21 protein-coding genes are annotated in these 21,813 nt (G+C 60.9%); 10 read left to right on the top strand and 11 right to left on the bottom strand.

Going from position 1 to position 21,813, the window contains the following annotated elements:
• Nucleotides 1-68 precede the first annotated feature (68 nt).
• The 3 genes from AC0IYN_RS04410 (at nucleotide 69) to recX (ending at nucleotide 2,188) form a co-directional block, all read left to right on the top strand.
• Nucleotides 69-569: a CinA family protein gene (locus AC0IYN_RS04410; RefSeq protein ID WP_339499161.1), complete on the top strand. Its 501-nt coding sequence runs from the start codon at nucleotides 69-71 to the stop codon at nucleotides 567-569.
• Between the two features lie 84 nt (nucleotides 570-653).
• Complete coding sequence (gene recA / locus AC0IYN_RS04405) at nucleotides 654-1,712, top strand: recombinase RecA (protein ID WP_010170065.1); 1,059 nt, start codon at nucleotides 654-656, stop codon at nucleotides 1,710-1,712.
• Between the two features lie 8 nt (nucleotides 1,713-1,720).
• The gene (gene recX / locus AC0IYN_RS04400; RefSeq protein WP_012722522.1) at nucleotides 1,721-2,188 is read left to right on the top strand and encodes a recombination regulator RecX; all 468 of its coding nucleotides are present in this window, start codon (nucleotides 1,721-1,723) and stop codon (nucleotides 2,186-2,188) included.
• 124 nt (nucleotides 2,189-2,312) lie between these two features.
• Here the strand turns inward: recX and AC0IYN_RS04395 are convergent, their stop codons facing one another.
• Nucleotides 2,313-3,425 (bottom strand): LOG family protein, encoded by a 1,113-nt coding sequence (locus tag AC0IYN_RS04395; RefSeq protein ID WP_252993582.1) that lies wholly within the window; start codon nucleotides 3,423-3,425, stop codon nucleotides 2,313-2,315.
• 377 nt (nucleotides 3,426-3,802) lie between these two features.
• Nucleotides 3,803-4,243: a PA3611 family quorum-sensing-regulated virulence factor gene (locus tag AC0IYN_RS04390; RefSeq protein ID WP_034102440.1), complete on the bottom strand. Its 441-nt coding sequence runs from the start codon at nucleotides 4,241-4,243 to the stop codon at nucleotides 3,803-3,805.
• A gap of 179 nt (nucleotides 4,244-4,422) precedes the next feature.
• Between AC0IYN_RS04390 and AC0IYN_RS04385 the strand changes: the two genes are divergently transcribed.
• From AC0IYN_RS04385 to AC0IYN_RS04375, 3 genes are all read left to right on the top strand, one after another.
• On the top strand, nucleotides 4,423-5,142 hold the full coding sequence (locus AC0IYN_RS04385; RefSeq protein WP_471840642.1) for a tRNA-uridine aminocarboxypropyltransferase: 720 nt from the start codon (nucleotides 4,423-4,425) through the stop codon (nucleotides 5,140-5,142).
• 252 nt (nucleotides 5,143-5,394) lie between these two features.
• Nucleotides 5,395-6,045 (top strand): response regulator transcription factor ErdR, encoded by a 651-nt coding sequence (gene erdR / locus AC0IYN_RS04380; RefSeq protein ID WP_406598948.1) that lies wholly within the window; start codon nucleotides 5,395-5,397, stop codon nucleotides 6,043-6,045.
• Nucleotides 6,046-6,120: 75 nt separating this feature from the next.
• Nucleotides 6,121-6,483: a diacylglycerol kinase gene (locus AC0IYN_RS04375; RefSeq protein ID WP_012722527.1), complete on the top strand. Its 363-nt coding sequence runs from the start codon at nucleotides 6,121-6,123 to the stop codon at nucleotides 6,481-6,483.
• Between the two features lie 3 nt (nucleotides 6,484-6,486).
• On the opposite strand, the gene AC0IYN_RS04370 is transcribed toward AC0IYN_RS04375, so the two are convergent.
• Nucleotides 6,487-7,413 carry a LysR family transcriptional regulator gene (locus AC0IYN_RS04370; RefSeq protein WP_122719680.1) on the bottom strand — a complete coding sequence of 309 codons (927 nt, stop codon included), beginning with the start codon at nucleotides 7,411-7,413 and terminating at the stop codon, nucleotides 6,487-6,489.
• A gap of 123 nt (nucleotides 7,414-7,536) precedes the next feature.
• Here AC0IYN_RS04370 and fpr point away from each other — a divergent pair, with 123 nt between their 5' ends.
• On the top strand, nucleotides 7,537-8,316 hold the full coding sequence (gene fpr / locus AC0IYN_RS04365) for a ferredoxin-NADP reductase (RefSeq protein WP_003189055.1): 780 nt from the start codon (nucleotides 7,537-7,539) through the stop codon (nucleotides 8,314-8,316).
• 170 nt (nucleotides 8,317-8,486) lie between these two features.
• Here fpr and tsaA read toward each other — a convergent pair whose 3' ends face one another.
• The 5 genes from tsaA to rimO all read right to left on the bottom strand — a co-directional run bounded on the left by tsaA (nucleotide 8,487) and on the right by rimO (nucleotide 12,417).
• Nucleotides 8,487-9,182 carry a tRNA (N6-threonylcarbamoyladenosine(37)-N6)-methyltransferase TrmO gene (gene tsaA, locus AC0IYN_RS04360; RefSeq protein WP_406598950.1) on the bottom strand — a complete coding sequence of 232 codons (696 nt, stop codon included), beginning with the start codon at nucleotides 9,180-9,182 and terminating at the stop codon, nucleotides 8,487-8,489.
• Between the two features lie 3 nt (nucleotides 9,183-9,185).
• Complete coding sequence (locus tag AC0IYN_RS04355) at nucleotides 9,186-9,647, bottom strand: YehS family protein (protein ID WP_016977930.1); 462 nt, start codon at nucleotides 9,645-9,647, stop codon at nucleotides 9,186-9,188.
• 69 nt (nucleotides 9,648-9,716) lie between these two features.
• Nucleotides 9,717-10,427: an rRNA pseudouridine synthase gene (locus AC0IYN_RS04350; protein WP_471840641.1), complete on the bottom strand. Its 711-nt coding sequence runs from the start codon at nucleotides 10,425-10,427 to the stop codon at nucleotides 9,717-9,719.
• Nucleotides 10,428-10,498: 71 nt separating this feature from the next.
• Complete coding sequence (locus AC0IYN_RS04345; protein ID WP_406598951.1) at nucleotides 10,499-10,972, bottom strand: GNAT family N-acetyltransferase; 474 nt, start codon at nucleotides 10,970-10,972, stop codon at nucleotides 10,499-10,501.
• Between the two features lie 104 nt (nucleotides 10,973-11,076).
• On the bottom strand, nucleotides 11,077-12,417 hold the full coding sequence (gene rimO, locus AC0IYN_RS04340) for a 30S ribosomal protein S12 methylthiotransferase RimO (protein ID WP_003231334.1): 1,341 nt from the start codon (nucleotides 12,415-12,417) through the stop codon (nucleotides 11,077-11,079).
• 289 nt (nucleotides 12,418-12,706) lie between these two features.
• Here rimO and AC0IYN_RS04335 point away from each other — a divergent pair, with 289 nt between their 5' ends.
• The 3 genes from AC0IYN_RS04335 (at nucleotide 12,707) to AC0IYN_RS04325 (ending at nucleotide 16,298) form a co-directional block, all read left to right on the top strand.
• The gene (locus tag AC0IYN_RS04335; RefSeq protein WP_406598952.1) at nucleotides 12,707-14,608 is read left to right on the top strand and encodes a potassium transporter Kup; all 1,902 of its coding nucleotides are present in this window, start codon (nucleotides 12,707-12,709) and stop codon (nucleotides 14,606-14,608) included.
• A 127-nt stretch (nucleotides 14,609-14,735) separates the two neighbouring features.
• The gene (locus AC0IYN_RS04330) at nucleotides 14,736-15,842 is read left to right on the top strand and encodes an NADH:flavin oxidoreductase/NADH oxidase (protein ID WP_471840638.1); all 1,107 of its coding nucleotides are present in this window, start codon (nucleotides 14,736-14,738) and stop codon (nucleotides 15,840-15,842) included.
• A gap of 270 nt (nucleotides 15,843-16,112) precedes the next feature.
• On the top strand, nucleotides 16,113-16,298 hold the full coding sequence (locus AC0IYN_RS04325; protein ID WP_406598954.1) for a hypothetical protein: 186 nt from the start codon (nucleotides 16,113-16,115) through the stop codon (nucleotides 16,296-16,298).
• A 40-nt stretch (nucleotides 16,299-16,338) separates the two neighbouring features.
• On the opposite strand, the gene AC0IYN_RS04320 is transcribed toward AC0IYN_RS04325, so the two are convergent.
• The 3 genes from AC0IYN_RS04320 to AC0IYN_RS04310 all read right to left on the bottom strand — a co-directional run bounded on the left by AC0IYN_RS04320 (nucleotide 16,339) and on the right by AC0IYN_RS04310 (nucleotide 21,682).
• Complete coding sequence (locus tag AC0IYN_RS04320; protein ID WP_457267248.1) at nucleotides 16,339-17,964, bottom strand: glucan biosynthesis protein D; 1,626 nt, start codon at nucleotides 17,962-17,964, stop codon at nucleotides 16,339-16,341.
• A gap of 296 nt (nucleotides 17,965-18,260) precedes the next feature.
• The gene (locus tag AC0IYN_RS04315) at nucleotides 18,261-20,123 is read right to left on the bottom strand and encodes a flavin monoamine oxidase family protein (RefSeq protein ID WP_406598955.1); all 1,863 of its coding nucleotides are present in this window, start codon (nucleotides 20,121-20,123) and stop codon (nucleotides 18,261-18,263) included.
• A 134-nt stretch (nucleotides 20,124-20,257) separates the two neighbouring features.
• Complete coding sequence (locus AC0IYN_RS04310; protein ID WP_406598956.1) at nucleotides 20,258-21,682, bottom strand: gamma-aminobutyraldehyde dehydrogenase; 1,425 nt, start codon at nucleotides 21,680-21,682, stop codon at nucleotides 20,258-20,260.
• Nucleotides 21,683-21,813 lie beyond the last annotated feature (131 nt).

The following is a 21,813-nucleotide window of genomic DNA, read 5'->3' as shown; positions in this document are numbered from 1 at the left end:
TCCGTCACTTGCGCGTGCGATTGGCTCCTGTAGGGTAGGCAAACCCCCGCCCACGTCTGGAGACGACCGTGAAGGAAATCACTCAACTGGCTGCTGAACTAGGGCGCCGTTTGCAGGTGCTCAATGCCCACGTCACCACTGCCGAGTCCTGCACCGGCGGCGGAATCGCGGAAGCCATCACGCGGATCCCGGGGAGTTCGGCCTGGTTCGAGGCGGGGTATGTCACCTATTCCAACCGCCAGAAGTCCCGGCAGTTGAATGTGCCGGAAACGTTGTTTCCAAAAGTGGGCGCCGTCAGCCAGGAAGTGGTGGAGGCGATGGTCCGCGGTGCACAGGAAAAAAGCCTGGCGCGCTTTGCCGTGGCGGTCAGTGGTGTAGCGGGACCGGATGGCGGCTCGCCGGACAAACCGGTGGGCACGGTATGGCTGGCTTTCGGCGTCGGCGATGAGGTCACGGCCGAGCTTGAGCACTTCACCGGCAACCGCGACGAGGTCCGCCGACAAACGGTAAAGGCCGCGTTAGAGGGCTTGTTGCGACGAGCTGCAGCAGAAATAGAAAATCAGGGGTAGGCGATCTCCGATCTTTGTGGAACAATACTGTCTACTTATACAGGTGTTGGCCGCCCCGGCCTTATTGATTACGTGAGGACTTTAATGGACGACAACAAGAAGAAAGCCTTGGCTGCGGCCCTGGGTCAGATCGAACGTCAATTCGGCAAGGGTGCCGTAATGCGTATGGGCGATCACGACCGTCAGGCGATCCCGGCTATTTCCACTGGCTCTCTGGGTCTGGACATCGCGCTCGGCATTGGCGGCCTGCCAAAAGGCCGTATCGTTGAAATCTACGGTCCTGAATCTTCCGGTAAAACCACCCTGACCCTGTCGGTGATCGCCCAGGCGCAGAAAATGGGCGCCACCTGCGCGTTCGTCGACGCCGAGCACGCCCTCGACCCTGAATACGCCGGCAAACTGGGCGTCAATGTTGACGACCTGCTGGTTTCGCAGCCGGACACCGGTGAGCAAGCCCTGGAAATCACCGACATGCTGGTGCGCTCCAACGCCATCGACGTGATCGTAGTCGACTCCGTGGCTGCCCTGGTACCGAAGGCTGAAATCGAAGGCGAGATGGGTGACATGCACGTGGGCCTGCAAGCCCGTCTGATGTCCCAGGCGCTGCGTAAAATCACCGGTAACATCAAGAACGCCAACTGCCTGGTGATCTTCATCAACCAGATCCGTATGAAGATCGGCGTGATGTTCGGCAGCCCGGAAACCACCACCGGTGGTAACGCGCTGAAGTTCTACGCTTCGGTCCGTCTGGATATCCGTCGTACTGGCGCGGTGAAAGAAGGTGACGAGGTTGTGGGTAGCGAAACCCGCGTTAAAGTCGTGAAGAACAAAGTGGCTCCGCCTTTCCGTCAGGCTGAGTTCCAGATTCTCTACGGCAAGGGTATCTACCTGAACGGCGAGATGATCGACCTGGGCGTGCTGCACGGTTTCGTTGAAAAATCCGGTGCCTGGTATGCCTACAACGGCAGCAAGATCGGCCAAGGCAAGGCCAACTCGGCCAAGTTCCTGGCGGACAACCCGGACATCGCTGCCACGCTTGAGAAGCAGATCCGCGACAAGCTGCTGACCGCAGCGCCAGACGTGAAAGCTGCCGCCAACCGTGAGCCGGTTGAAGAAGTAGAAGAAGTCGACACTGACATCTGAACCAAACGATGACTGTTGTACTGGATACACTTGTCGCCGTCCGGCGCACTGCAATGGACCTGCTCGCTCGCCGCGAGCATGGTCGGGTCGAGCTGACGCGTAAATTGCGTCAGCGCGGCGCGGAGCCCGAGATGATCGAAACAGCCCTCGACCGCCTGACGGAAGAGGGGCTGCTTTCCGAATCCCGTTACCTCGAAAGTTTTGTCTCCTACCGAGCCCGCTCCGGCTACGGCCCAGCGCGTATTCGTGAAGAGCTGAGCCAGCGAGGCCTGCAACGCGCGGACATCGACCTTGCCTTGCGTGAGTGCGGGATCAGTTGGCAGGCGCAGTTGGAAGACACCTGGCGACGCAAGTTTTCTGGCCATCTGCCTATTGATGCCAGGGAGCGTGCAAAGCAAGGGCGATTCCTGAGTTATCGCGGGTTTTCGATGGAGATGATCAGTCGCTTGTTGAGCGGTCGAGACATGGACGACTGAATACTTCGTGTGGTGAGGGAGCTTGCTCCCGCCGGGCTGCGAAGTGTCCCCACCCCTCTAAACCACCGCCTATAAAAAAGACCCACTATGAAAATAGTGGGTCTTTTTTTTTGCCTTCAAAAAATCACGCTGGCTCCGGCGCCACTCGTTGCTGCGCCTTCCCCTGAGCTTGCGCCCAGTTCTCCGGTAGGTTGATGTAATCCACCAGCTCCCGCAGCCGGCCCTGATCGCGACCATTGAAGTTGAACACTAACCGCGTCAGATGGCTGAACCTCGGTTCATCATGCTCTTCGCCGGTATACGCAAGTTGCTGGAACTCTCCACTCAGCCGCAGGCTGGCGAATTCACCCTGCAGGTGGGCCAATGCCCGATCACTGAGTGGGTGATGCATGCGCACCACAAACTCACGCTTCAACCAGCGGGTGGAGTGGAAGTTGGCATAAAACTGGTTGATCTCTTCCACTGCCTCTTCGGCGCTGTACACCAGGCGTACCAACTTGAGGTCGGTGGGCAGGATGTAGCGGTTGGCTTCCAACTGGCTGCGGATAAAGTCCAGGGCGCCTTGCCAGAACCCGCCGCCGGGCGCGTCCAGCAACACCACGGGTACCAGCGGGCTCTTGCCGGTCTGGATCAGGGTCAGTACTTCCAGCGCTTCATCCAGGGTGCCGAAACCACCCGGGCACAGCACCAGTGCATCGGCCTCCTTGACGAAGAACAGCTTGCGGGTAAAGAAGAAGTGGAAGGACAGCAGGTTCTCGGTGCCGTCGATGGTCGGGTTGGCATGCTGTTCAAACGGCAGGGTGATGTTGAACCCCAGGCTGTGTTCCAGGCCGGCACCTTCGTGGGCTGCGGCCATGATGCCACCGCCACCGCCGGTGATCACCATCAGGTCCGAGCGCGCCAGGGCAGCGCCGACTTCGCGGGCCAAGGCATACAGTGGGCTTTCGACCGGCGTACGGGCCGAGCCAAACACCGTGACCTTGCGCCGACCCTTGAACTGCTCCAGCACGCGAAAGGCGTGGTCGAGTTCACGAATGGCTTGCAGGGTGATCTTGGCGTTCCAGCGGTTGCGGTCGTCCTGGGCCATGCGCAGCACGGTGAGGATCATGTCGCGGTACAGCGGAATGTTCGGGCTGTTGGGGGCGATCAGCTGGAGTTGGGTTTCGACCTGCTGCGTGAGGTCGGCGCCGTTTTCTTCAAAATGTCGGAGCAGGCTGTCGTTCGGTTCGTAAGGCATTCAACTTCTCCTTCTTCACAGAGGCGGGGCCTGCGGCGAGAAATTCGTCCGGCGGCCGCGACACTGCATGTGTCGCTGCATGCCCAAGGCATTGCACAGGTTCGCCAGGCGGCAAACGGGCTCTGTATGTTCCTTGTGATTTAAAAACCTTTGCACTGCAAGTCGCAGGAGGGCAACCCTCTTGTGCCCTGAAAATGTTACAGAACGGTGTGGAAACCATTGTGAACGGGCGGTTGGGATAGCGTGATCATGGGCCGAAAAACCCTTGGCTGGCAACCGCTTATTGGTCACTCATCAGGGAGTTTAGCTGTGTACGGGGAGTTGAAGCGCAGGGAGTGCGCGCCACCGGACGGCAGCGCGCGAGGGTCAGGAACAGGTTACTTTTTCTTCTTTGCCGCCGCCGGTGCCGGGCAATCCGCTTCCACGAACTTCACCGATGCCACAGGACGGTTGGTCTTGTTCTCGGTGATTTCGTAGCGCATCACTGCGCCCTTGGCCATCAGCTCGCGGTAGCCTTTGTTCAGGCACACGCTCTGGCCCAGTTGGAAATACACCGCCTTGGGGTTGGCACGCATCTGTTCGGCGCGGTCGGGCAACACGCTCAAGTGGTCGATCAGTTGCATACCTTCTACGGTGTAGGCGACTTCCAGGGTTTTTTCGTCGATTTCCCGGGGCAGGTCCTTGTTGCTTTCAGCCGCGACGCTTTGCAGTTTCCGGTTCATTTGGGCCTCCAGCAGCGAGGCCGCCTGGGCGCACACGGGCAATACCAGCGCGAGGGCGACGGATGGGGCGACAAAACGCAGCATGGAACGCAGCATGAAACTCTCCTGATTCGGTTACTGGTGCATAGACCAGCCACTGCGCTGTGCGTTCAGTGGCGCGCAATTATAGGTGAGCCCCTGCCACTACAGCCAGGCGTATCGCTGGTAAACTGCGGCCACTTCCGCCTTCCACGAGTTTTCACCGTGTCGATTTACCTGTTCCAGCGGCGCATCCGATGAGCCACGCCGTTTCCCGCCTGCGCACCCAGCGCCTGACCCGCGCCGTCCGGCCGTTTCTCAATCGTGGCTCGCGTGCCGAGCGCTGCCCCGGCTGCCGGGTCATCCCCGAGTATTGCCTGTGTGCCTGGCGGCCCAAGGTCGCGGCGAAATCCGCCATGTGCCTGCTGATGCATGACGTCGAGCCGATGAAACCCAGCAACACCGGCTGGCTGATCGCCGATGTCATCGACGACACCACGGCGTTCGCCTGGTCGCGCACCGAGGTCGATCCTGACTTGCTCACCCTGCTGGCCGACCCGCGGTGGCAGCCTTACATCGTGTTCCCCGGCGAATTTGTCGCCCCCGAGCGTGTCGTCAGCGAAGTCACGGTGGAGGAGGGCAAGCGCCCGCTGTTCATCCTGCTGGATGGCACCTGGAGTGAGGCGCGCAAGATGTTCCGCAAAAGTCCCTACCTGGAGCATTTGCCGGTACTCAGCCTGGCCCCGGAACAGCTGTCACGCTACAAGCTGCGCCGCTCAAAGCGCGACGACCACTTCTGTACCGCCGAGGTCGCGGCCCTGTGCCTTGAGCTGGCCGATGACCCAGTTGCCTGCGAAGTGCTGGACGCCTACCTCGACGTCTTCAGCACCCATTACCTGGCGGCCAAGTTCCAGTTGCCCCTGGACCCGACGGACATCGTCCATACTCGTCTTGCGCCCTATATACCGGCGGTATAGCCAGACGACGTTTGCATGATGGCACCCTAAACCCTCACCCCGCTAAAATGCCCGTGGGCGTAGTGCTTGACCCCCCAGGCTGCGCTGGGCATGCTGGGCGCCGATTGGGGTGCAACCGTGAATTTTCGACGTCGTTCCAGGTGCTTTTGACGTTGAGCGTGCCCTGTGGCGATGGCTGCCTGGCTGTCGCCTTGTGTACTGGCGAACCCTGAACCCATCAGGGCTCCCATAAAAAACAGGATCATTTAATCAATGGCCACATACGAAATCCTGATAGCCGATGACCACCCGCTGTTTCGCAGCGCGCTGCACCAAGCAGTGACCCTGGGCCTTGGTCCGGACGTGCGCCTGGTCGAAGTGGCCAGCATTGCCGAGCTGGAAGCCCGCCTCACCGAAAAATCCGACTGGGACCTGGTGCTGCTCGACCTGAACATGCCCGGTGCCTACGGTTTCTCCGGGCTGGTGCTGTTGCGCGGGCAATACCCGCAGATCCCTGTGGTGATGGTCTCGGCCCAGGAAGAAGCCGATGTGGTGGTGCGCTCCAAGGAGTTCGGCGCCAGCGGGTTCATTCCCAAGTCCAGCGCGATGGAAGAGATCCAGAAAGCCGTGCGCACGGTGTTGGATGGCGATGTGTCCTGGCCGCCGCAGGCATTTGAAGAAATCAACGTGTCGGACGAAGCCAAGGCCGCCCGTGATGGCCTCGCCAGCCTGACGCCCCAGCAGTTCCGGGTGTTGACCATGGTGTGCGAGGGGTTGTTGAACAAACAGATTGCCTACGAGCTGAGCGTCTCGGAAGCGACGATCAAGGCCCATGTGACGGCGATCTTCCGCAAGTTGGGGGTGCGAACGCGCACCCAGGCGGCGCTACTCTTGCAACAACTTGAGTCAATTTCGCAGCACTAAGCTGTCAGCGATTCACGCTTTTTTGACTTTGCGTGATCTAGTTTCCTCACTCCTTTGGTTCAGTTGCCTACATCTATGTCGCCTTTCAAGGGTCAAACCGGTATCAAACGTATCTTCAATGCTGGGGGATATTCCCTGGATGGCCTGCGCGCGGCGTTCACCGGCGAGGCGGCCTTCCGCCAGTTGGTGCTGCTCAACGTGATCCTGATCCCGGTGAGCTTCTTCCTGAATGTCAGCCGGGTCGAGCGAGCTTTGCTGATCGCGGTGTGCCTGCTGGCGTTGATCGTCGAGTTGCTCAACTCGGCGGTAGAAGCGGCGATCGACCGCATCTCCCTGGACCGCCACCCGCTGTCAAAAAACGCCAAGGACATGGGCAGCGCCGCGCAATTCGTCGCGTTGACCATGATCACCCTGGTGTGGGCCGTGATCCTGGTCTGACCTTCAGGCAATGCTCGGCAGCACGATCTCGTCGCTGCGCTGAACCCCAGCGGTGAAGGCGCGGCACAGCTCCAGGAACTCGCGCATGGCCGAGGTCTGGTACTTCTGTTTGTGCCAGATGAAGTAGAACTGCCGGGCCAGGTCCAGGTCCGGCGTCTCCACCGGCACCAGGCTGCCACGGCGGAAGGCATCGCGCAGCGCCAGCCGCGAAATGCAGCCGATCCCCAAACCCGACTCCACCGCACGCTTGATAGCCTCGGTGTGCTCCAGTTCCAGGCGGATATTCAGCGTGCTGCGGTGATGGCGCATGGCTTGGTCAAACGTCAGGCGCGTGCCCGAACCCTGTTCCCGCAGGATCCACGCCTCGTGGGTCAACTCATCCATGCTAGCCACGCCACGCTTGGCCAGGTGATGCTGCGGCGCGCAAAACACCACCAGCTCATCCTCGACCCAGGTTTGCACCTCGATATCCGGGTGGCTGCAGTCGCCTTCGATTAGACCCAGGTCAATTTCGTAGTGCGCAACCTGATGCACGATATGGGCAGTGTTCTGCACATGCAGCTTCACCTGGCTCTCGGGGTGCTGCTGCATGAAGCTGCCGATCAGCAGGGTGGCCAGGTAGTTGCCGATGGTGAGCGTGGCGCCGACTGCCAGGGAGCCAAAGCCGGACTTGCCGTTGAGCAGGTCTTCGATCTCCTTGGCCTGGTCGAGCAGCGCCACCGCCTGGGGTAGCAGCTGATGACCGAGGGCATTGAGGCTCAGGCGCTTGCCCGCGCGGTCGAATAATTGGCAGCTGGATTGCCGCTCCAGCTCGGTAATCGAAGTACTGGCGGCGGATTGAGATAAGGCCAGAAGGCCAGCAGCGCGGGAGACGCTTTCCTGCTGGGCGACGGCGACGAAGACTTGCAGTTGACGGAGAGTAAATCGCATATCGATATAACCGATAACCCTTATCTTAATAATCCAGTTAACAGATATTGTCGCCGCCATTAGAATGCTGTGCAATTGCGCAACTACATTTGGCGCAGACCCATTTCCAGGAGTCCCCCGTACATGAGCAACATGAACCACGAGCGTGTCCTCAGTGTTCATCACTGGAACGACACTCTGTTCAGCTTCAAGTGCACCCGCGATCCGGGCCTGCGCTTCGAGAACGGTCAGTTCGTGATGATCGGCCTGCAACAACCCAACGGCCGCCCGCTCATGCGCGCTTACTCCATTGCCAGCCCGAACTGGGAAGAGCATCTGGAGTTTTTCAGCATCAAGGTCCCGGATGGCCCGCTGACTTCCCAATTGCAGCACTTGAAGGAAGGCGATGAGATCATCATCAGCAAAAAACCGACAGGCACCCTGGTGCTTGACGATTTGAAGCCGGGCAAACACCTCTACCTGCTCAGCACCGGCACTGGCCTTGCTCCCTTCATGAGCGTAATCCAGGACCCGGAAACCTACGAGCGCTTCGAAAAAGTGATCCTGTGCCACGGCGTGCGTTACGTCAACGAAGTCGCTTACCGTGAATTCATCACCGAGCACCTGCCGCAGAACGAATTCTTCGGCGAGGCCCTGCGTGACAAGCTGATCTACTACCCGACCGTGACCCGCGAGCCGTTCGAAAACGAAGGCCGCCTGACCGACCTGATGCGCAGCGGCAAGCTGTTCAGCGACATCGGCCTGCCGCCGATCAACCCTGAAGACGACCGCGCCATGCTGTGCGGCAGCCCAAGCATGCTGGACGAGACCAGCGAAGTGTTGAACAGCTTCGGCCTGAAGGTTTCGCCACGGATGCGTGAGCCGGGTGATTACCTGATCGAACGCGCATTCGTCGAAAAATAAACACCGACCCACTGTAGGAGCCGGCTTGCCGGCGATGCCCTTCAAGGCGCCGCGATTATCCAGAGGAAACGCGTCATCGTTGACGACCATCGCCGGCAAGCCGGCTCCTACAGTAAAAGAAAAGCCCGCGTTGCCTGTGAAGGCAGCGCGGGCTTTTTCGTCTCTGCGATTTACTGGGCGGGAAGCACTTCCAACACACAAATCACCCCAGCCTCTGGATAGTGCCAACGCACATCCACATCCCAGAACTGCGCGCCATATTCACGCTCCGGCCCCGGCGTCTGATACGCCGGCCGTGGGTCCTGTGCCAGGCATTGATCAATCAACGCTACCAAGGGTTCGCCAAGGCGTTCTGCATGGCTTTGTGCCTGCTGCAGGGCGGTTTTCAACCACTCCACCGGAATCAGCTGTGGCGCAGCACTGGCGATGTCGTTGGTGGCGACGTCGACAATGTCGGCATATGGCACGTACGGCTTTATATCCAGCACCGGCGTGCCATCGAGCAGATCAATCCCGGAAATCCACAGCCGTCCTGGCTCCACCTTTTCCAGCTTGACCACTGACTGGCCAATGCCGTTGGGTCGGTGGGTGGCGCGGGTGGCAAACACGCCCATGGACGTGTTGCCACCCAGGCGCGGCGGGCGCACTTTCAGGCGTGGCTTGTCTTCCAGCGCCTGGTGGAACAGGAACAGCAACCACACATGGCTGACCTGCTCCAGGCCCTGCACCGCCTCACCCCCGTCGAACGGCGCCACCAACTCCAGCACGCCACGGGCGGCCGGCGCCAGCTGCGGCTGGCGTGGGATGGCGAACTTCTCCTTGAAGCAGGAGCGCACGAAGCCGACGGGCGAGACGTGGTAACTCATGGCTTACGCACGAACCCGCAGCGTCAGGCCCTTGAGGAAGTTGCGCAACAACTGGTCGCCGCACGGGCGATAGTTGGTGTGGCCGAACTTGCGGAACAGCGCGCTCAGCTCAGGCTTGGACACCGGGAACTCGGCGGCCTTGAGGATGGCATGCATGTCGTCTTCCTTCAGTTCGAAGGCCACGCGCAGCTTCTTGAGGATGATGTTGTTGGTCACCGGAGTCTCGATCGGCTGCGGCGGACGGCTTTCGTCCTTACCGCGCTTGAAGATCACCAAGCCGTCGAGGAAGTGCGCCATGACGTCATCCGGGCAGAACACGAAGCCTTCTTCCTCGTCCTTCTTGAGGTAGGTCAGCAGGTCGTCCTTGGTCACGTCCATGCCGCCGAGCTTGATGATCTCGACCATCTTGTTGTCGCTGATGTCGAGCATGTAGCGCACGCTGCGCAGTACGTCGTTGTGAATCATGGTAGGCAATCCTGGTATTCAACTGAGGGCACCGCCGCGATGGGGCGGTGCCGGGAAAAGGGGCGCGGCTTAGAACTTCTCTTTGCCGGACAGGTAACGCCATTGGCCGACCGGCACTTTGCCGATGGACACGCCGCCAATGCGGATGCGGCGAATGGCGATGACTTTCAGGCCAACGGCTTCGCAGAACAGCGCGATCACGCCTGGCTGCGGGTTTTTCACCGCAAAGCGCAGGCGGTTTTCGTTCTGCCAGCTGGCTTTGACGGCCGGCAGCTCCTTGCCTTTGTAGGTCAGGCCGTGGTTCAGGCGGTTGAGGCCGTGGGCAACCATGTCGCCTTCGACTTCCACCACGTATTCCTGCTCGATCTTGGCGGCATCGGCGGTCAACTTGCGCAGGATCTTCCAGTCCTGGGTGAACACCAGCAGGCCGCTGGCCTTGGCCTGCAGGTCGGCGCTGGCGGTCAGGCGCAGGAAGTGCCCTTTGAGCGGGCGCTTGCCGAAGCGGTGTTCTTCCGAGAGCGTTTCGGCGCTGATCGACGCCATGGCCGTTTCGGCATCCACGCCGGCGGGGGCGTGCAGCAGGATGGTCACCGGCTCGGGTGCGGTGGCCTTGGCCTCCGGGTCCAGCTCGACCTTCTGGGTGGTGACCTTGAACTGCGGCTCGTCGATCACTTCACCATCCACCGAGACCCAGCCGCCTTCGATGAACAGCTCAGCCTCCCGACGGGAGCAACCGACCAGTTCGATAAGGCGTTTGGAGAGGCGTATGGGGTCAGTCATGACAAGGGCCGTAGCAAAAGGGGGCAGCTATTGTACCTGTGTGGGCGCGGTTAATCCCGGCCCCATTTCATTTAGCCTTGACGCACTTGCGGCTGCACCTGGCGCAAACGCAGGTGCAACAATGGGTAAGGCTGGCCGAGGCCATCATGCTCCGTGCGTCCGATCACTTCGAAACCCTGTTTGAAGTAGAAACCCAGGGCCTGGGGGTTCTGTTCGTTGACGTCCAGTTCGTCGGCGTTCAAGTGCTCGATCGCATACCGCAGCAATTGCCGGCCCAGGCCTTCACCCCGGTGCTGCGGGTCGATAAACAGCATCTCGACCTTGCCGCACGCAACCCCGGCAAACCCGGTGATGCGTTGGCGCGTGTCCTTGGTGCAGATCAGCATCACGGCGTCCAGGTAGCGGGTCAGCACCAGATTCTTGAGCAGCACAATGTAGCTGTCCGGCAAAAAATCGTGGGTGGCCCGCACCGAGGCTTCCCAGAGGCGCGCCAATTCCGCGTAGTCGCTGATTTTAGGTGTGTGGATAACCGAATGCTGACGCATGCCCGCTGCCCCTTGCCGATGATTGGCGTCGATGGGCAAAACGATAGACCTAAAAAAGCCCCGCATCTTGTACAGAGGCGGGGCTTTTTCAGTTTATTTACGGCTTAGTCGCGCTTTTCAGCCCACAGGTCGTATTCGTCGGCATCGGTCACGGTGCACCAGACCTTGTCGCCCGGCTTCAGGCCGCTGGCGTCGTCGATAAACACGTTACCGTCGATTTCCGGCGCATCGAAGAAGCAACGCCCGACGGCGCCTTGCTCGTCGACTTCATCGATCAACACTTCGATTTCCTTGCCGATACGCAGTTGCAGGCGCGCCGAGCTGATGGCCTGCTGGTGCGCCATGAAGCGCTCCCAACGGTCCTGCTTGACGTCATCCGGTACCACGGCCAGGTCCAGCAGGTTGGCCGGGGCGCCTTCAACCGGCGAGTACTGGAAGCAGCCGACGCGGTCGAGTTGGGCTTCGGTCAGCCAGTCCAGCAGGTACTGGAAGTCTTCTTCAGTTTCGCCAGGGAAGCCGACGATGAAGGTCGAACGGATGATCAGTTCCGGGCAGATCTCGCGCCAGTTCTTGATGCGCGCCAGGGTCTTGTCTTCGAAGGCCGGGCGTTTCATGGCCTTGAGCACTTTGGGGCTGGCGTGCTGGAACGGGATGTCCAGGTACGGCAGGATCTTGCCGGCGGCCATCAGCGGGATCAGCTCGTCCACGTGCGGGTACGGGTAAACGTAGTGCAGGCGCACCCACACACCCAGGCTGCTGAGGGCTTCGCATAGCTCGGTCATGCGGGTTTTCACCGGCGCGCCGTTCCAGAAACCGGTGCGGTACTTCACGTCGACGCCGTAGGCGCTGGTGTCCTGGGAGATCACCAGCAGCTCTTTGACGCCGGATTTGACCAGGCGCTGGGCCTCGTCCAGTACGTCACCGACCGGGCGGCTGACCAGCTTGCCGCGCATCGACGGGATGATGCAGAAGCTGCAGCTGTGGTTGCAGCCTTCGGAAATCTTCAAATACGCGTAGTGGCGCGGCGTCAGCTTGATGCCTTGCGGCGGCACCAGGTCGATCAGCGGGTTGTGGTCCTGGCGCGGTGGCACCACTTCGTGCACGGCGTTGACCACCTGCTCGTATTGCTGCGGGCCGGTCACCGCCAGCACGCTCGGGTGCACGTTGCGGATATTGCCTTCTTCCACGCCCATGCAGCCGGTCACGATGACCTTGCCGTTTTCCTTGATGGCTTCGCCGATCACTTCCAGCGACTCTGCCTTGGCCGAGTCGATGAAGCCGCAGGTGTTGACCACCACCACGTCGGCGTCCTGGTAAGTGGACACAACGTCATAGCCTTCCATACGCAGTTGCGTGAGGATGCGCTCGGAGTCGACCAGAGCCTTCGGGCAACCCAGGGAAACAAAGCCAACCTTGGGGTTGGCCTTTGCGATGGTGGTGGACATGTCTAACCTCGGTATTGAATGACGCCGCCAGTCGGGCACGACAGGGCTGCGGACGGGCGCTTGGTGCGCCTCTGATCAAAAAGTGCGCAATTCTAGCGACGGGCAGCGCACTTGACCAGCTTTATGCAGGGAAATGCGACGAGTGCTGCGCTATGCTTCGCGCCGTTGCACACGGGTAAAAGCCCGAGGTCAATAAAACGTCTGTTACGAGAAGTAAAACAGCGCATGCTACGGTCAGCTTAGACGCGTTGTTTATAAAAGACCTCAGGTCAAAGGGCAGGAGTGGTTGATGGGTCACGCGAGTAATCAGGCGGCAGGTGCCGAGCAGTCGAACGCCAAGCCGATTGGCATGCTGGTGGCAGCGGTCGGGGTGGTCTATGGCGATATTGGGACCAGCCCGCTCTACACCCTTAAAGAGGTGTTCAACGGCGGTTATGGGGTTCAGGTCAACCATGATGGCGTGCTGGGGATCCTGGCGCTGATCTTCTGGTCGCTGATCTGGGTGGTCTCGATCAAGTACATGCTGTTCGTGCTGCGCGCCGACAACCAGGGCGAGGGCGGCATCATGGCGCTCACGGCCCTGGCACGACGGGCGGCGGGGGAGCGCAGGAAGCTGCGCAGTTTCTTGGTGGTCTGTGGCCTGTGCGGGGCAGCGCTGTTCTACGGCGACAGCATGATCACCCCGGCGATTTCCGTCTTGTCGGCCATTGAAGGCCTGGAACTGGCGTTCGACGGCCTGGAAAAATGGGTGGTGCCCATCGCGCTGGTGGTGCTGGTGGCGCTGTTCCTGATCCAGAAACACGGCACGGACCGTATCGGCAAGCTGTTCGGTCCGGTGATGGTGACGTGGTTCCTGGTGCTCGGCGGTCTCGGTGTGTATGGCATCACCCTGCACCCAGAAGTGCTCAACGCATTGAACCCGATGTGGGGCGTGCGCTTCTTTGAAGCTCACCCAGGCATCGGCGTGGCCATCCTTGGCGCGGTGGTGCTGGCATTGACCGGCGCCGAGGCGCTGTACGCCGACATGGGTCACTTCGGCCGCAAACCCATCGCCCGTGCCTGGTTCATCCTGGTGTTGCCGGCACTGGTACTCAACTATTTCGGCCAGGGCGCCATGCTGCTGGGTGACCCGGAGGCTGCGCGCAACCCGTTCTACCTGCTGGCCCCGAGTTGGGCGCTGATTCCGCTGGTGGTGTTGTCGACACTGGCCACAGTGATTGCCTCCCAGGCGGTTATTTCCGGTGCGTTCTCATTGACCCGCCAGGCGATCCAGCTGGGCTACATCCCGCGCATGCACATCCAGCACACCTCTAGTGCCGAGCAGGGCCAAATCTACATCGGCGCGGTGAACTGGTCGCTGATGGTCGGTGTGATCCTGCTGGTGCTGGGCTTCGAATCCTCCAACGCATTGGCCTCGGCCTACGGCGTGGCGGTGACCGGGACCATGCTGATGACCACCATCCTGGTGTCGGCCGTGATGTTGCTGCTGTGGAAGTGGCCACCGATCCTGGCCGTGCCGGTGTTGGTCTGCTGCCTATTGGTCGACGGGCTGTATTTTGCCGCCAACGTGCCGAAGATCATCCAGGGCGGCGCCTTCCCGGTCTTGGCGGGGATCGTGCTGTTCGTGCTGATGACCACCTGGAAGCGCGGCAAGCAATTGTTGGTGGAGCGCCTCGACGAAGGTGGCCTGCCGCTGCCGATCTTTATCAGCAGTATCCGCGTGCAGCCGCCCCATCGGGTGCAGGGCACCGCCGTGTTCCTCACCGCTCGCCCGGACGCCGTGCCCCATGCGCTGCTGCACAACCTGCTGCATAACCAGGTGTTGCATGAACAAGTGGTGCTGCTGACCGTGGTCTATGAGGACATCCCCCGCGTCCCGGCCGCACGGCGCTTCGAGGTGGATGCCTACGGCGAAGGCTTCTTCCGCGTGATCCTGCACTTTGGCTTTACCGATGAGCCGGATGTGCCCGAAGCGCTGAAGCTGTGTCACCTCGATGACCTGGACTTCAGCCCGATGCGCACCACCTACTTCCTCAGCCGCGAAACGGTGATCGCCTCGCGGATCAAGGGCATGGCCCGTTGGCGTGAGGCGTTGTTCGCCTTCATGCTGAAGAACGCCAACGGCAACCTGCGCTTCTTCAAGCTCCCGGTAAACCGGGTGATCGAGCTGGGCACCCAGGTCGAAATGTAAGACATTGCTGCACGGGAGCCGGCAACCGGCTCCCGCTTTCCTTTCTGAACCCTGTGCAATCCAGCGTTGTCGACTAGGCTCTAAGCACTGTTTGAATAGTGCCCACAGAACCCAGAAGAGGTGCGCCATGAGTCAGCTGCTCGAACCCTATACCCTCCGTCAATTGACCCTGCTCAACCGCATCGCCGTGTCGCCCATGTGCCAATACTCAAGCGACGATGGCCTGGCCAATGACTGGCACCTGGTGCACCTTGGCAGCCGTGCCGTGGGTGGCGCCGGGCTGATTTTCACCGAAGCCACCGCCGTGACAGCCGATGGCCGCATCACCGCCCAGGACCTTGGCCTGTGGACCGATGAGCAGATCGAACCGCTGCAACGCATCACGCGTTTCATTGCCGCCCAAGGCGCGGTGGCGGGCATTCAACTGGCCCACGCCGGACGCAAGGCCAGCACCCATCGGCCGTGGCTCGGCAAGCATGGCAGCGTCAAGCCCGAAGACGGTGGCTGGGTGCCAGTGGGGCCATCGCCCATTGCCTTTGACCCCCAGCACACCCAACCCAAGCAGTTGGACGAGGGACAGATCCAGCAAGTGATCGCCGATTTTGTCGCCGCGGCCAAGCGCGCGTTGACCGCAGGCTTTGAAGTGGTGGAAATCCACGCGGCCCATGGTTACCTGCTGCATCAATTTCTCTCGCCCATCAGCAACCAGCGTCAGGACCAGTACGGTGGCTCGTTTGAAAACCGCATCCGCCTGGTGCTTGAGGTGACCCAGGCAGTGCGTGAGGTCTGGCCCCAGGAATTGCCGCTGTTTGTGCGGGTGTCGGCGACCGACTGGGTGGAAGACGGCTGGAACCCGGATGAAACCGTGGAGCTGGCGCGCCGCCTGAAAGACTTGGGTGTCGACCTGATCGACGTGTCCTCCGGTGGCACCGCCGCCAATGCCGAGATCCCCACCGGCCCCGGCTACCAGACCCGCTTCGCCGAGCGCGTGCGTAAAGAATCGGGCATCGCCACGGGCACCGTTGGCATGATCACCGAGCCGGCCCAGGCCGAGCACATCCTGCGTACCTGCCAGGCCGATATCATCTTCCTCGCCCGTGAACTGTTGCGTGACCCTTACTGGCCGCTGCATGCCGACGATGACCTGGGCGGGCGCAAGGCCATCTGGCCGGCGCAATATCAGCGCGCCACCCATCGTGACCAGCCGATTCATGAGTCTGACTTGAGGGATTGACCCGCAGCACGCTTCACCAGAACCCACCCTGACCGGTGGGTTTTTTTATGGCCGCAAGGTGGGATAGGGCTGTAGGTCTTTGTTACCGCGAAATTTTTTTAAGTGAATACTCTAAAAAAATCCCACAAGTAGCGAGATCGTTTCTACGCTTAGGGTAAGCCTGATTTCTGGCCCAGGAAGTCAGTCGGTTTGCTCACTGAGGCATTGCGCTTCATGGGAGGCGGGTAATGGGCAGCAGGAGTATTTGATGGATATCAGGAGAAGCAGTCCATGGCCAAGTCCTATGGTGTAGTGGGTGTGATGACGTCGATTCTGGCTCGCCGTGTGTCTTTGCGGGGGCGAAGGCTGAGCACGGATGAAATGGAGTTGTTGGCGCAATACCGCGCCCTGACCGAGAACGATCAGGTGGCGATGCGGTATTTGATTGGGGCGATGAAGAGCGTGTCACGGTTCTGAGCACTTGCGGGCGCTGGCAAGCCAGCGCCTACAAGGTCGGTCAGGTGTACTTGCGCTGGTCCGGTGCCGGCGGGAAGTACTGGTACAGCCAGGTCTCACTCAAGGTGCGGTCCTGGGTGCGGATGAACAGGCGCAGCTCCACCGGCTCCACGCTGTCGCTGGTCGGGTACCAGTCGAACAGGATGCGGTAGCCCTTGATGTTATCCAGCACCAGCACGCTGAAGTCTTTGACTTCGCCATGGGAACAGGTAACGACCGGTTCGATCCCGGTGCCTGGTGGCAGGCGATCCAGGCCACCGCCCTTGAAGTCCACGGCAAAACGGCGCGCCCAGACTTCAGGGTAGTGCTCACCCGGTGCCCAACCTTCGACAAAGCCGCCCATGCCGGAACGGGTGGCATCGACCTGGGCCAGCGGCGTGCTCACCGGTGGCAGGGCGCTCCAGTACAGCTTGTAGCCGTAGTTGAGCGAGTCGCCGGCGGCCACGGGTTTTTTCGGGGTCCAGAAGGCCACGATGTTATCGAGGGTTTCGCCGGTGGTAGGAATTTCCAGCAGGTCGATCGAGCCTTCGCCCCACGCTGTCGTGGGTTCGACCCACAGGCTTGGGCGCTTGCTGTACCAGTCCACGGTGTCCTGGTAGCTGGCGAATTCGTGGTCGGTCTGCACCAGGCCGAAGCCTTTCGGGTCTTTATCGGCAAACGCGTTGAATTGCAGCTTGGCCGGGTTGTTCAGTGGGCGGCAGATCCACTCGCCGTTGCCGCGCCACATCGCCAGGCGGTCCGAATCGTGGATCTGCGGGTGGATGGTGTCGCACATGCGGCGCTCGTGGGTGCCGCAGCTGAACATGCTGGTCATCGGCGCGATGCCCAGTTGTTCGATGGTGGTGCGCGCATTGATATTGGCGTCGATGGCCATCACCACCTGATTGGCCTGGCAGTCGATGTCGAAGCGGTATGCGCCGGTGGCGCTTGGTGAATCGAGCAGGGCGTAGACCACGAAGCGGGTGGCGTTCTTGTCCGGGGTTTCAAACCAGAACTGCGTGAAGTCAGGAAACTCCTCGCGTTTTTTCGCGTAGGTGTCGATGGCCAAGCCACGGGCCGAGAGGCCGTACTGCCCGGTGCTGTCCACTGCGCGGAAGTAGCTGGCGCCGAGAAACGACAGCACGTCATGGCGATCCAGCTCCGGCGCCTTGAACAGCTTGAAGCCGGAAAAACCGAGGTCGCCGGTCAGTTGCTTGGTGTCGACCGTGGTTTTTTCGTAATTGAACAGCGAAGGACGGAAATGCACTTCACGTGCTTCACGGGTCTTGGGGTCGACGCTGTGCATGCGCACCGGCGTCTTGAAACCCATGCCGACGTGGAAGAACTGCACGTCCAGCTGCCCGTTCAATTCCTTCCACAGCGAATGGTTGCCGTCGTAGCCGATGGCGTTGAAATTCTGCGGGGTCATGGTCGCCAGGGTCGGCGGCAGTACCTGTTTGGTGTCCTTGTACGCGGTCCCGGCGAGTTGTGTGGCCTGGGCCTTGAGCGTGTCGAAGTCGAACGCCACGGCCTTGCCATCGGCGGCACGGTTCCCGGCCCAGGCCTGGGCGGCGAGCAGGCCGCTGGCCGACAAACCGGTGTAAGCCGCAATGGCCATGGACGCTTTGAGCAAATTCCTGCGGTGCATAGAGACAACCTGTCGTGAGCAAATCCCGCGCCTTTCCTGGCACGTAGCGGATCAGAAATTACGGTTCGGACATGCCTTCGACCAAACGCAACGGACATTAAACAGACGCCGGATAGCTTAAGCGGTTCGATGACGTAGGAAAATTGATTGGTAGCGACGTGATGGCCTAGCAAATGCGACAAGACATTTCCGACTCACAAAAATCCCCTATAGGAGCCGGCTTGCCGGCGATGGCGTCCGAGAGAACGCTGCAAGGCTCAAGGGCCTCATCGCCGGCAAGCCGGCTCCTACAAGGGTCAGGCGATTTCGCCAACGGCGCGGTACGCCTCATCAATGGCCGCATGCGCATACGCACTCCAGGCCGCATCCGAGTTGGCGATGCTCACATGCCCCACCGGTTTTTTCGCCAGCTTCATCAGCGCTTCGCTCTCATCGGCTTTGTCGAACAAGCTGTTGGAGAAGCTCGCATAACCGTGTGACCAACGGTTGACAGTGATCGCCAGGATATCGCGCTCATGCTCGAAACCACCTGGCCCAAGCATGCGTTGCAGCTGGTCGCGCAACTGCGCTTCCAACTGCTCGAATGTCTGCCCATACAACTTGCCGCGCCCGGCGCGGGCCTGGTCGCGGGCGTTCATGCCGCTGTTGGGGCTGGTGGGCACGTAGACCATGTGCAAGCCGATCGGCTGCGTCGGGTCACGCGGGTGGTCGTAGCCGCCCATGCTCACCGGGTAGTCCAGCTTGATACGGCTATAAGGCTGGGTCGCCGCGTAAATCTCATGCACGCCGAGCTTTTGGAACGACTGCCAGTTGCGGATCACCACCTTGGTGTACACCAGCGGGTACTTCACGTTCTGGCTCAGGGCATGGGCCTGTGGTGCTGGCACGTCCTTGAGCAGGTACGGAATCATCATGTTGTAGCAGGCCAGGATGCAGCGTTTGCCGCTTACCTGTGCGAGTTGTCCGCCACGGCTGTAGCCGATATGTACGCCATCCCCGACATTTCGCACGCTGACCGCCGTACTGTTCAGGCGCAAGCGTACGGCCGCCTTGGGCTGGTCGAGCTTGGCGTAGTCAAACGCCGCCAGCACGATATCGTCCATGGTGTGCCCCGGTGCCACGCCCGGGATCAGGCTACGCACCAGCAACCGCGCCACTGACGCATTGCCGTCCGGGAAGTGATAGATGTAGGGTTCTTCCATTTCGGCGGCGGCTTCTTCGCTGATCGGTGCCAGGTTCAGCCCGGCAAAACCAGGGAAACCCACGTTGTAGGCATCGGAAGACGCCACCGCATCGATGCTCAGGGCCATAAAGTCATTGGTACGGCTCTGGAAATACTTCACCGCGCCTTCCGATAATCCTACGTTCTTGAGCAGGAAATCGCGGTAGCTGGTGGCTGCCAGGTAGTCGGCCTTTTCTTCGGCGGTCTTGCCTGGCAGGTAGTCCTTGGGCGCCGTGTGCAGCTCGATCAGGGCCTGGCGGTCTGCCGGCGGCAACGGGAAGTCATTGATGAAATCGTGGATGGCACGCGCGTTGAGCCGGTCAGGCGCGATGTCGTCGGCCACCATCGGCGTGGGGTCGCCGGTCACCAGTTTGTCTTCGCCGAAGTTTTCCTTGTCGAAAAACACCCCGCGCGACAGCCCCAGGTCTGGGTAGAACTGGCGGTCGAAGGCGGTTTCGAAGCGCTTGATATTCACCCCGAGTTTCTTCAATAGCCCGTTCACTTGCTTGCTGTACAGGTGGTTGGGCGACTGGAACGCCTCGCTGCCACCGTAGCCGATGATCATGCGGCCACCGGCCTGGAATTCATTGCGCTTGGCGTGGCCGCCGAAGTCGTCGTGGTTTTCCAGGATCAGGATATTTGCCTTGGGATGCTTCTCGCGGTAGAACCACGCCGCCGACAACCCACTCAAGCCGCCGCCCACGACCACCAGGTCATAGTGCTCGGTGATCGGCAGCTTATCGGTGTCGAACACCTTCTTTTCCCAGCCCATCTGGTGCGCCACCTCGAACGAGCCGACATGGCTGCCGCGCAGGCCGGTGAGGGCGGGTGGGTAGTAGCGACCATCGGGGGCGGCCTGGAGGATCTGCAGCGGAGTCATGCCGGCGGCAATAGTGACAGCGACGCCGTTGAGGAAGTCGCGGCGGGTGATATCCATGGGGAGGAACCTGAATTTTATTGTTATAAGACCCCTGTAGGAGCCGACTTGCCGGCGATGGCGTTCACAAGAGCAACGCATGGCTCACTGGCCTCATCGCCGGCAAGCCGGCTCCTACAGAGGTGGCGCTGGGGTCAGTGCTTGAACATCACATGGCGAACGGTGGTGTAGTCCTCCAGCCCGTACATGGACATGTCCTTGCCATAACCCGACAGTTTCTGACCGCCGTGAGGCATTTCGCTGACGAGCATGAAGTGAGTGTTCACCCAAGTGCAGCCGTATTGCAGGCGTGCGGCCAAGCGATGGGCGCGTCCTACGTCGGCGGTCCACACGGATGACGCCAGGCCGTAGTCCGAATCATTGGCCCAGCCCAGCACCTGTGCTTCATCGGTGAACTTGGTCACCGATACCACCGGGCCGAACACTTCGCGCCGCACGATTTCGTCGTCCTGCTGCGCGTCGGCCAGCACGGTCGGTTCAAAGAAGAAACCATTGCCTTCCACCGCCTTGCCACCGGTGACCAGGCGAATGTGCGGCTGTGCCACGGCGCGCTCGACAAACCCGGCCACACGGTCGCGGTGTTGCGCGGTAATCAGCGGGCCTAGCTCGGTCGCCGGATCATCCTGCAGGCCGTACTTGATGCTGGCGACCGCCGCGCCGAGTTTCTCGACAAACGCATCGTAGATATCCGCCTGGGCATAAATCCGGCAGGCCGCCGTGCAATCCTGACCGGCGTTGTAGAAACCAAAGGTACGAATGCCTTCTACTGCGGCGTCGATGTCTGCATCGTTGAAGATGATCACCGGCGCCTTGCCACCCAATTCCATGTGCATGCGCTTCACGCTGTCGGCGGTGCTGGAGATGATGTTTGCGCCCGTGGCGATGGAACCGGTCAGCGACACCATGCGCACTTTCGGGTGGGTCACCAGCGGGCTGCCCACGGTCGGCCCACGGCCGAACACCAGGTTGAGCACACCGGCCGGGAAGATTTCAGCGGCCAGTTCGACCATGCGTAGCGCGGTCAGTGGGGTTTGTTCCGACGGCTTGAGCACCACGGTATTACCGGCGGCGAGGGCCGGGGCGATTTTCCAGGCGACCATCATCAGTGGGTAGTTCCACGGCGCAATGGAGGCGATCACGCCCACCGGGTCGCGGCGGATCATCGAGGTGTGGCCGGGCAGGTATTCACCGCCCGCCGACCCGCTCATGCAACGGCTGGCGCCGGCAAAGAAGCGGAACACGTCGGCGATCGCCGGGATCTCATCGTTCAGCGCGGCGCTGTAGGGCTTGCCGCAGTTGTCCGATTCCAGCTTGGCCAGCTCTTCGCCGTGGGCTTCGATCACGTCCGCCAGTTTCAGCAGCAGCAGCGAACGGTCCTTCGGTGCGGTTTGCGACCAGCCTTCGAAGGCGGCATCGGCAGCGCGCACGGCGGCGTCGACCTGGGCTTCGCTGGCTTCCTTGATTTCTACCAGTACACGGCCGAGGGCCGGGTTGAACACGGCTTGTGCCGGGCCTTCGCCTTCGACCAGGTGGCCGTTGATCAAGAGTTTGGTTTGCATGGTTCAGCTCTCCTCAAAACGAGTGTTAATTCCCTGAAGAAACCGGCTCTTAATGTGGGAGCGGGCTTGCTCGCGAATACGGTGTGTCAGCCGACACATGTGTATCTGATGTACCGCTTTCGCGAGCAAGC

It is taken from the genome of Pseudomonas sp. AC112 (assembly GCF_979253545.1).
This window is presented reverse-complemented; position numbering and strand designations above follow the sequence as displayed.

Excerpts from the sequence above, each read along its gene's own strand:
- tsaA (WP_406598950.1), bottom strand. The coding sequence starts at position 9,182 with ATGAGTTACCACGTCTCGCCCGTCGGCTTCGTGCGCTCCTGCTTCAAG.
- erdR (WP_406598948.1), top strand. The coding sequence starts at position 5,395 with ATGGCCACATACGAAATCCTGATAGCCGATGACCACCCGCTGTTTCGC.
- fpr (WP_003189055.1), top strand. The coding sequence starts at position 7,537 with ATGAGCAACATGAACCACGAGCGTGTCCTCAGTGTTCATCACTGGAAC.
- AC0IYN_RS04325 (WP_406598954.1), top strand. The coding sequence starts at position 16,113 with ATGGCCAAGTCCTATGGTGTAGTGGGTGTGATGACGTCGATTCTGGCT.
- AC0IYN_RS04350 (WP_471840641.1), bottom strand. The coding sequence starts at position 10,427 with ATGACTGACCCCATACGCCTCTCCAAACGCCTTATCGAACTGGTCGGT.
- AC0IYN_RS04370 (WP_122719680.1), bottom strand. The coding sequence starts at position 7,413 with ATGCGATTTACTCTCCGTCAACTGCAAGTCTTCGTCGCCGTCGCCCAG.
- recA (WP_010170065.1), top strand. The coding sequence starts at position 654 with ATGGACGACAACAAGAAGAAAGCCTTGGCTGCGGCCCTGGGTCAGATC.
- AC0IYN_RS04315 (WP_406598955.1), bottom strand. The coding sequence starts at position 20,123 with ATGGATATCACCCGCCGCGACTTCCTCAACGGCGTCGCTGTCACTATT.
- recX (WP_012722522.1), top strand. The coding sequence starts at position 1,721 with ATGACTGTTGTACTGGATACACTTGTCGCCGTCCGGCGCACTGCAATG.
- AC0IYN_RS04385 (WP_471840642.1), top strand. The coding sequence starts at position 4,423 with ATGAGCCACGCCGTTTCCCGCCTGCGCACCCAGCGCCTGACCCGCGCC.
- AC0IYN_RS04330 (WP_471840638.1), top strand. The coding sequence starts at position 14,736 with ATGAGTCAGCTGCTCGAACCCTATACCCTCCGTCAATTGACCCTGCTC.
- AC0IYN_RS04345 (WP_406598951.1), bottom strand. The coding sequence starts at position 10,972 with ATGCGTCAGCATTCGGTTATCCACACACCTAAAATCAGCGACTACGCG.
- rimO (WP_003231334.1), bottom strand. The coding sequence starts at position 12,417 with ATGTCCACCACCATCGCAAAGGCCAACCCCAAGGTTGGCTTTGTTTCC.
- AC0IYN_RS04320 (WP_457267248.1), bottom strand. The coding sequence starts at position 17,964 with ATGCACCGCAGGAATTTGCTCAAAGCGTCCATGGCCATTGCGGCTTAC.
- AC0IYN_RS04310 (WP_406598956.1), bottom strand. The coding sequence starts at position 21,682 with ATGCAAACCAAACTCTTGATCAACGGCCACCTGGTCGAAGGCGAAGGC.
- AC0IYN_RS04375 (WP_012722527.1), top strand. The coding sequence starts at position 6,121 with ATGTCGCCTTTCAAGGGTCAAACCGGTATCAAACGTATCTTCAATGCT.
- AC0IYN_RS04335 (WP_406598952.1), top strand. The coding sequence starts at position 12,707 with ATGGGTCACGCGAGTAATCAGGCGGCAGGTGCCGAGCAGTCGAACGCC.
- AC0IYN_RS04390 (WP_034102440.1), bottom strand. The coding sequence starts at position 4,243 with ATGCTGCGTTCCATGCTGCGTTTTGTCGCCCCATCCGTCGCCCTCGCG.
- AC0IYN_RS04355 (WP_016977930.1), bottom strand. The coding sequence starts at position 9,647 with ATGATTCACAACGACGTACTGCGCAGCGTGCGCTACATGCTCGACATC.
- AC0IYN_RS04395 (WP_252993582.1), bottom strand. The coding sequence starts at position 3,425 with ATGCCTTACGAACCGAACGACAGCCTGCTCCGACATTTTGAAGAAAAC.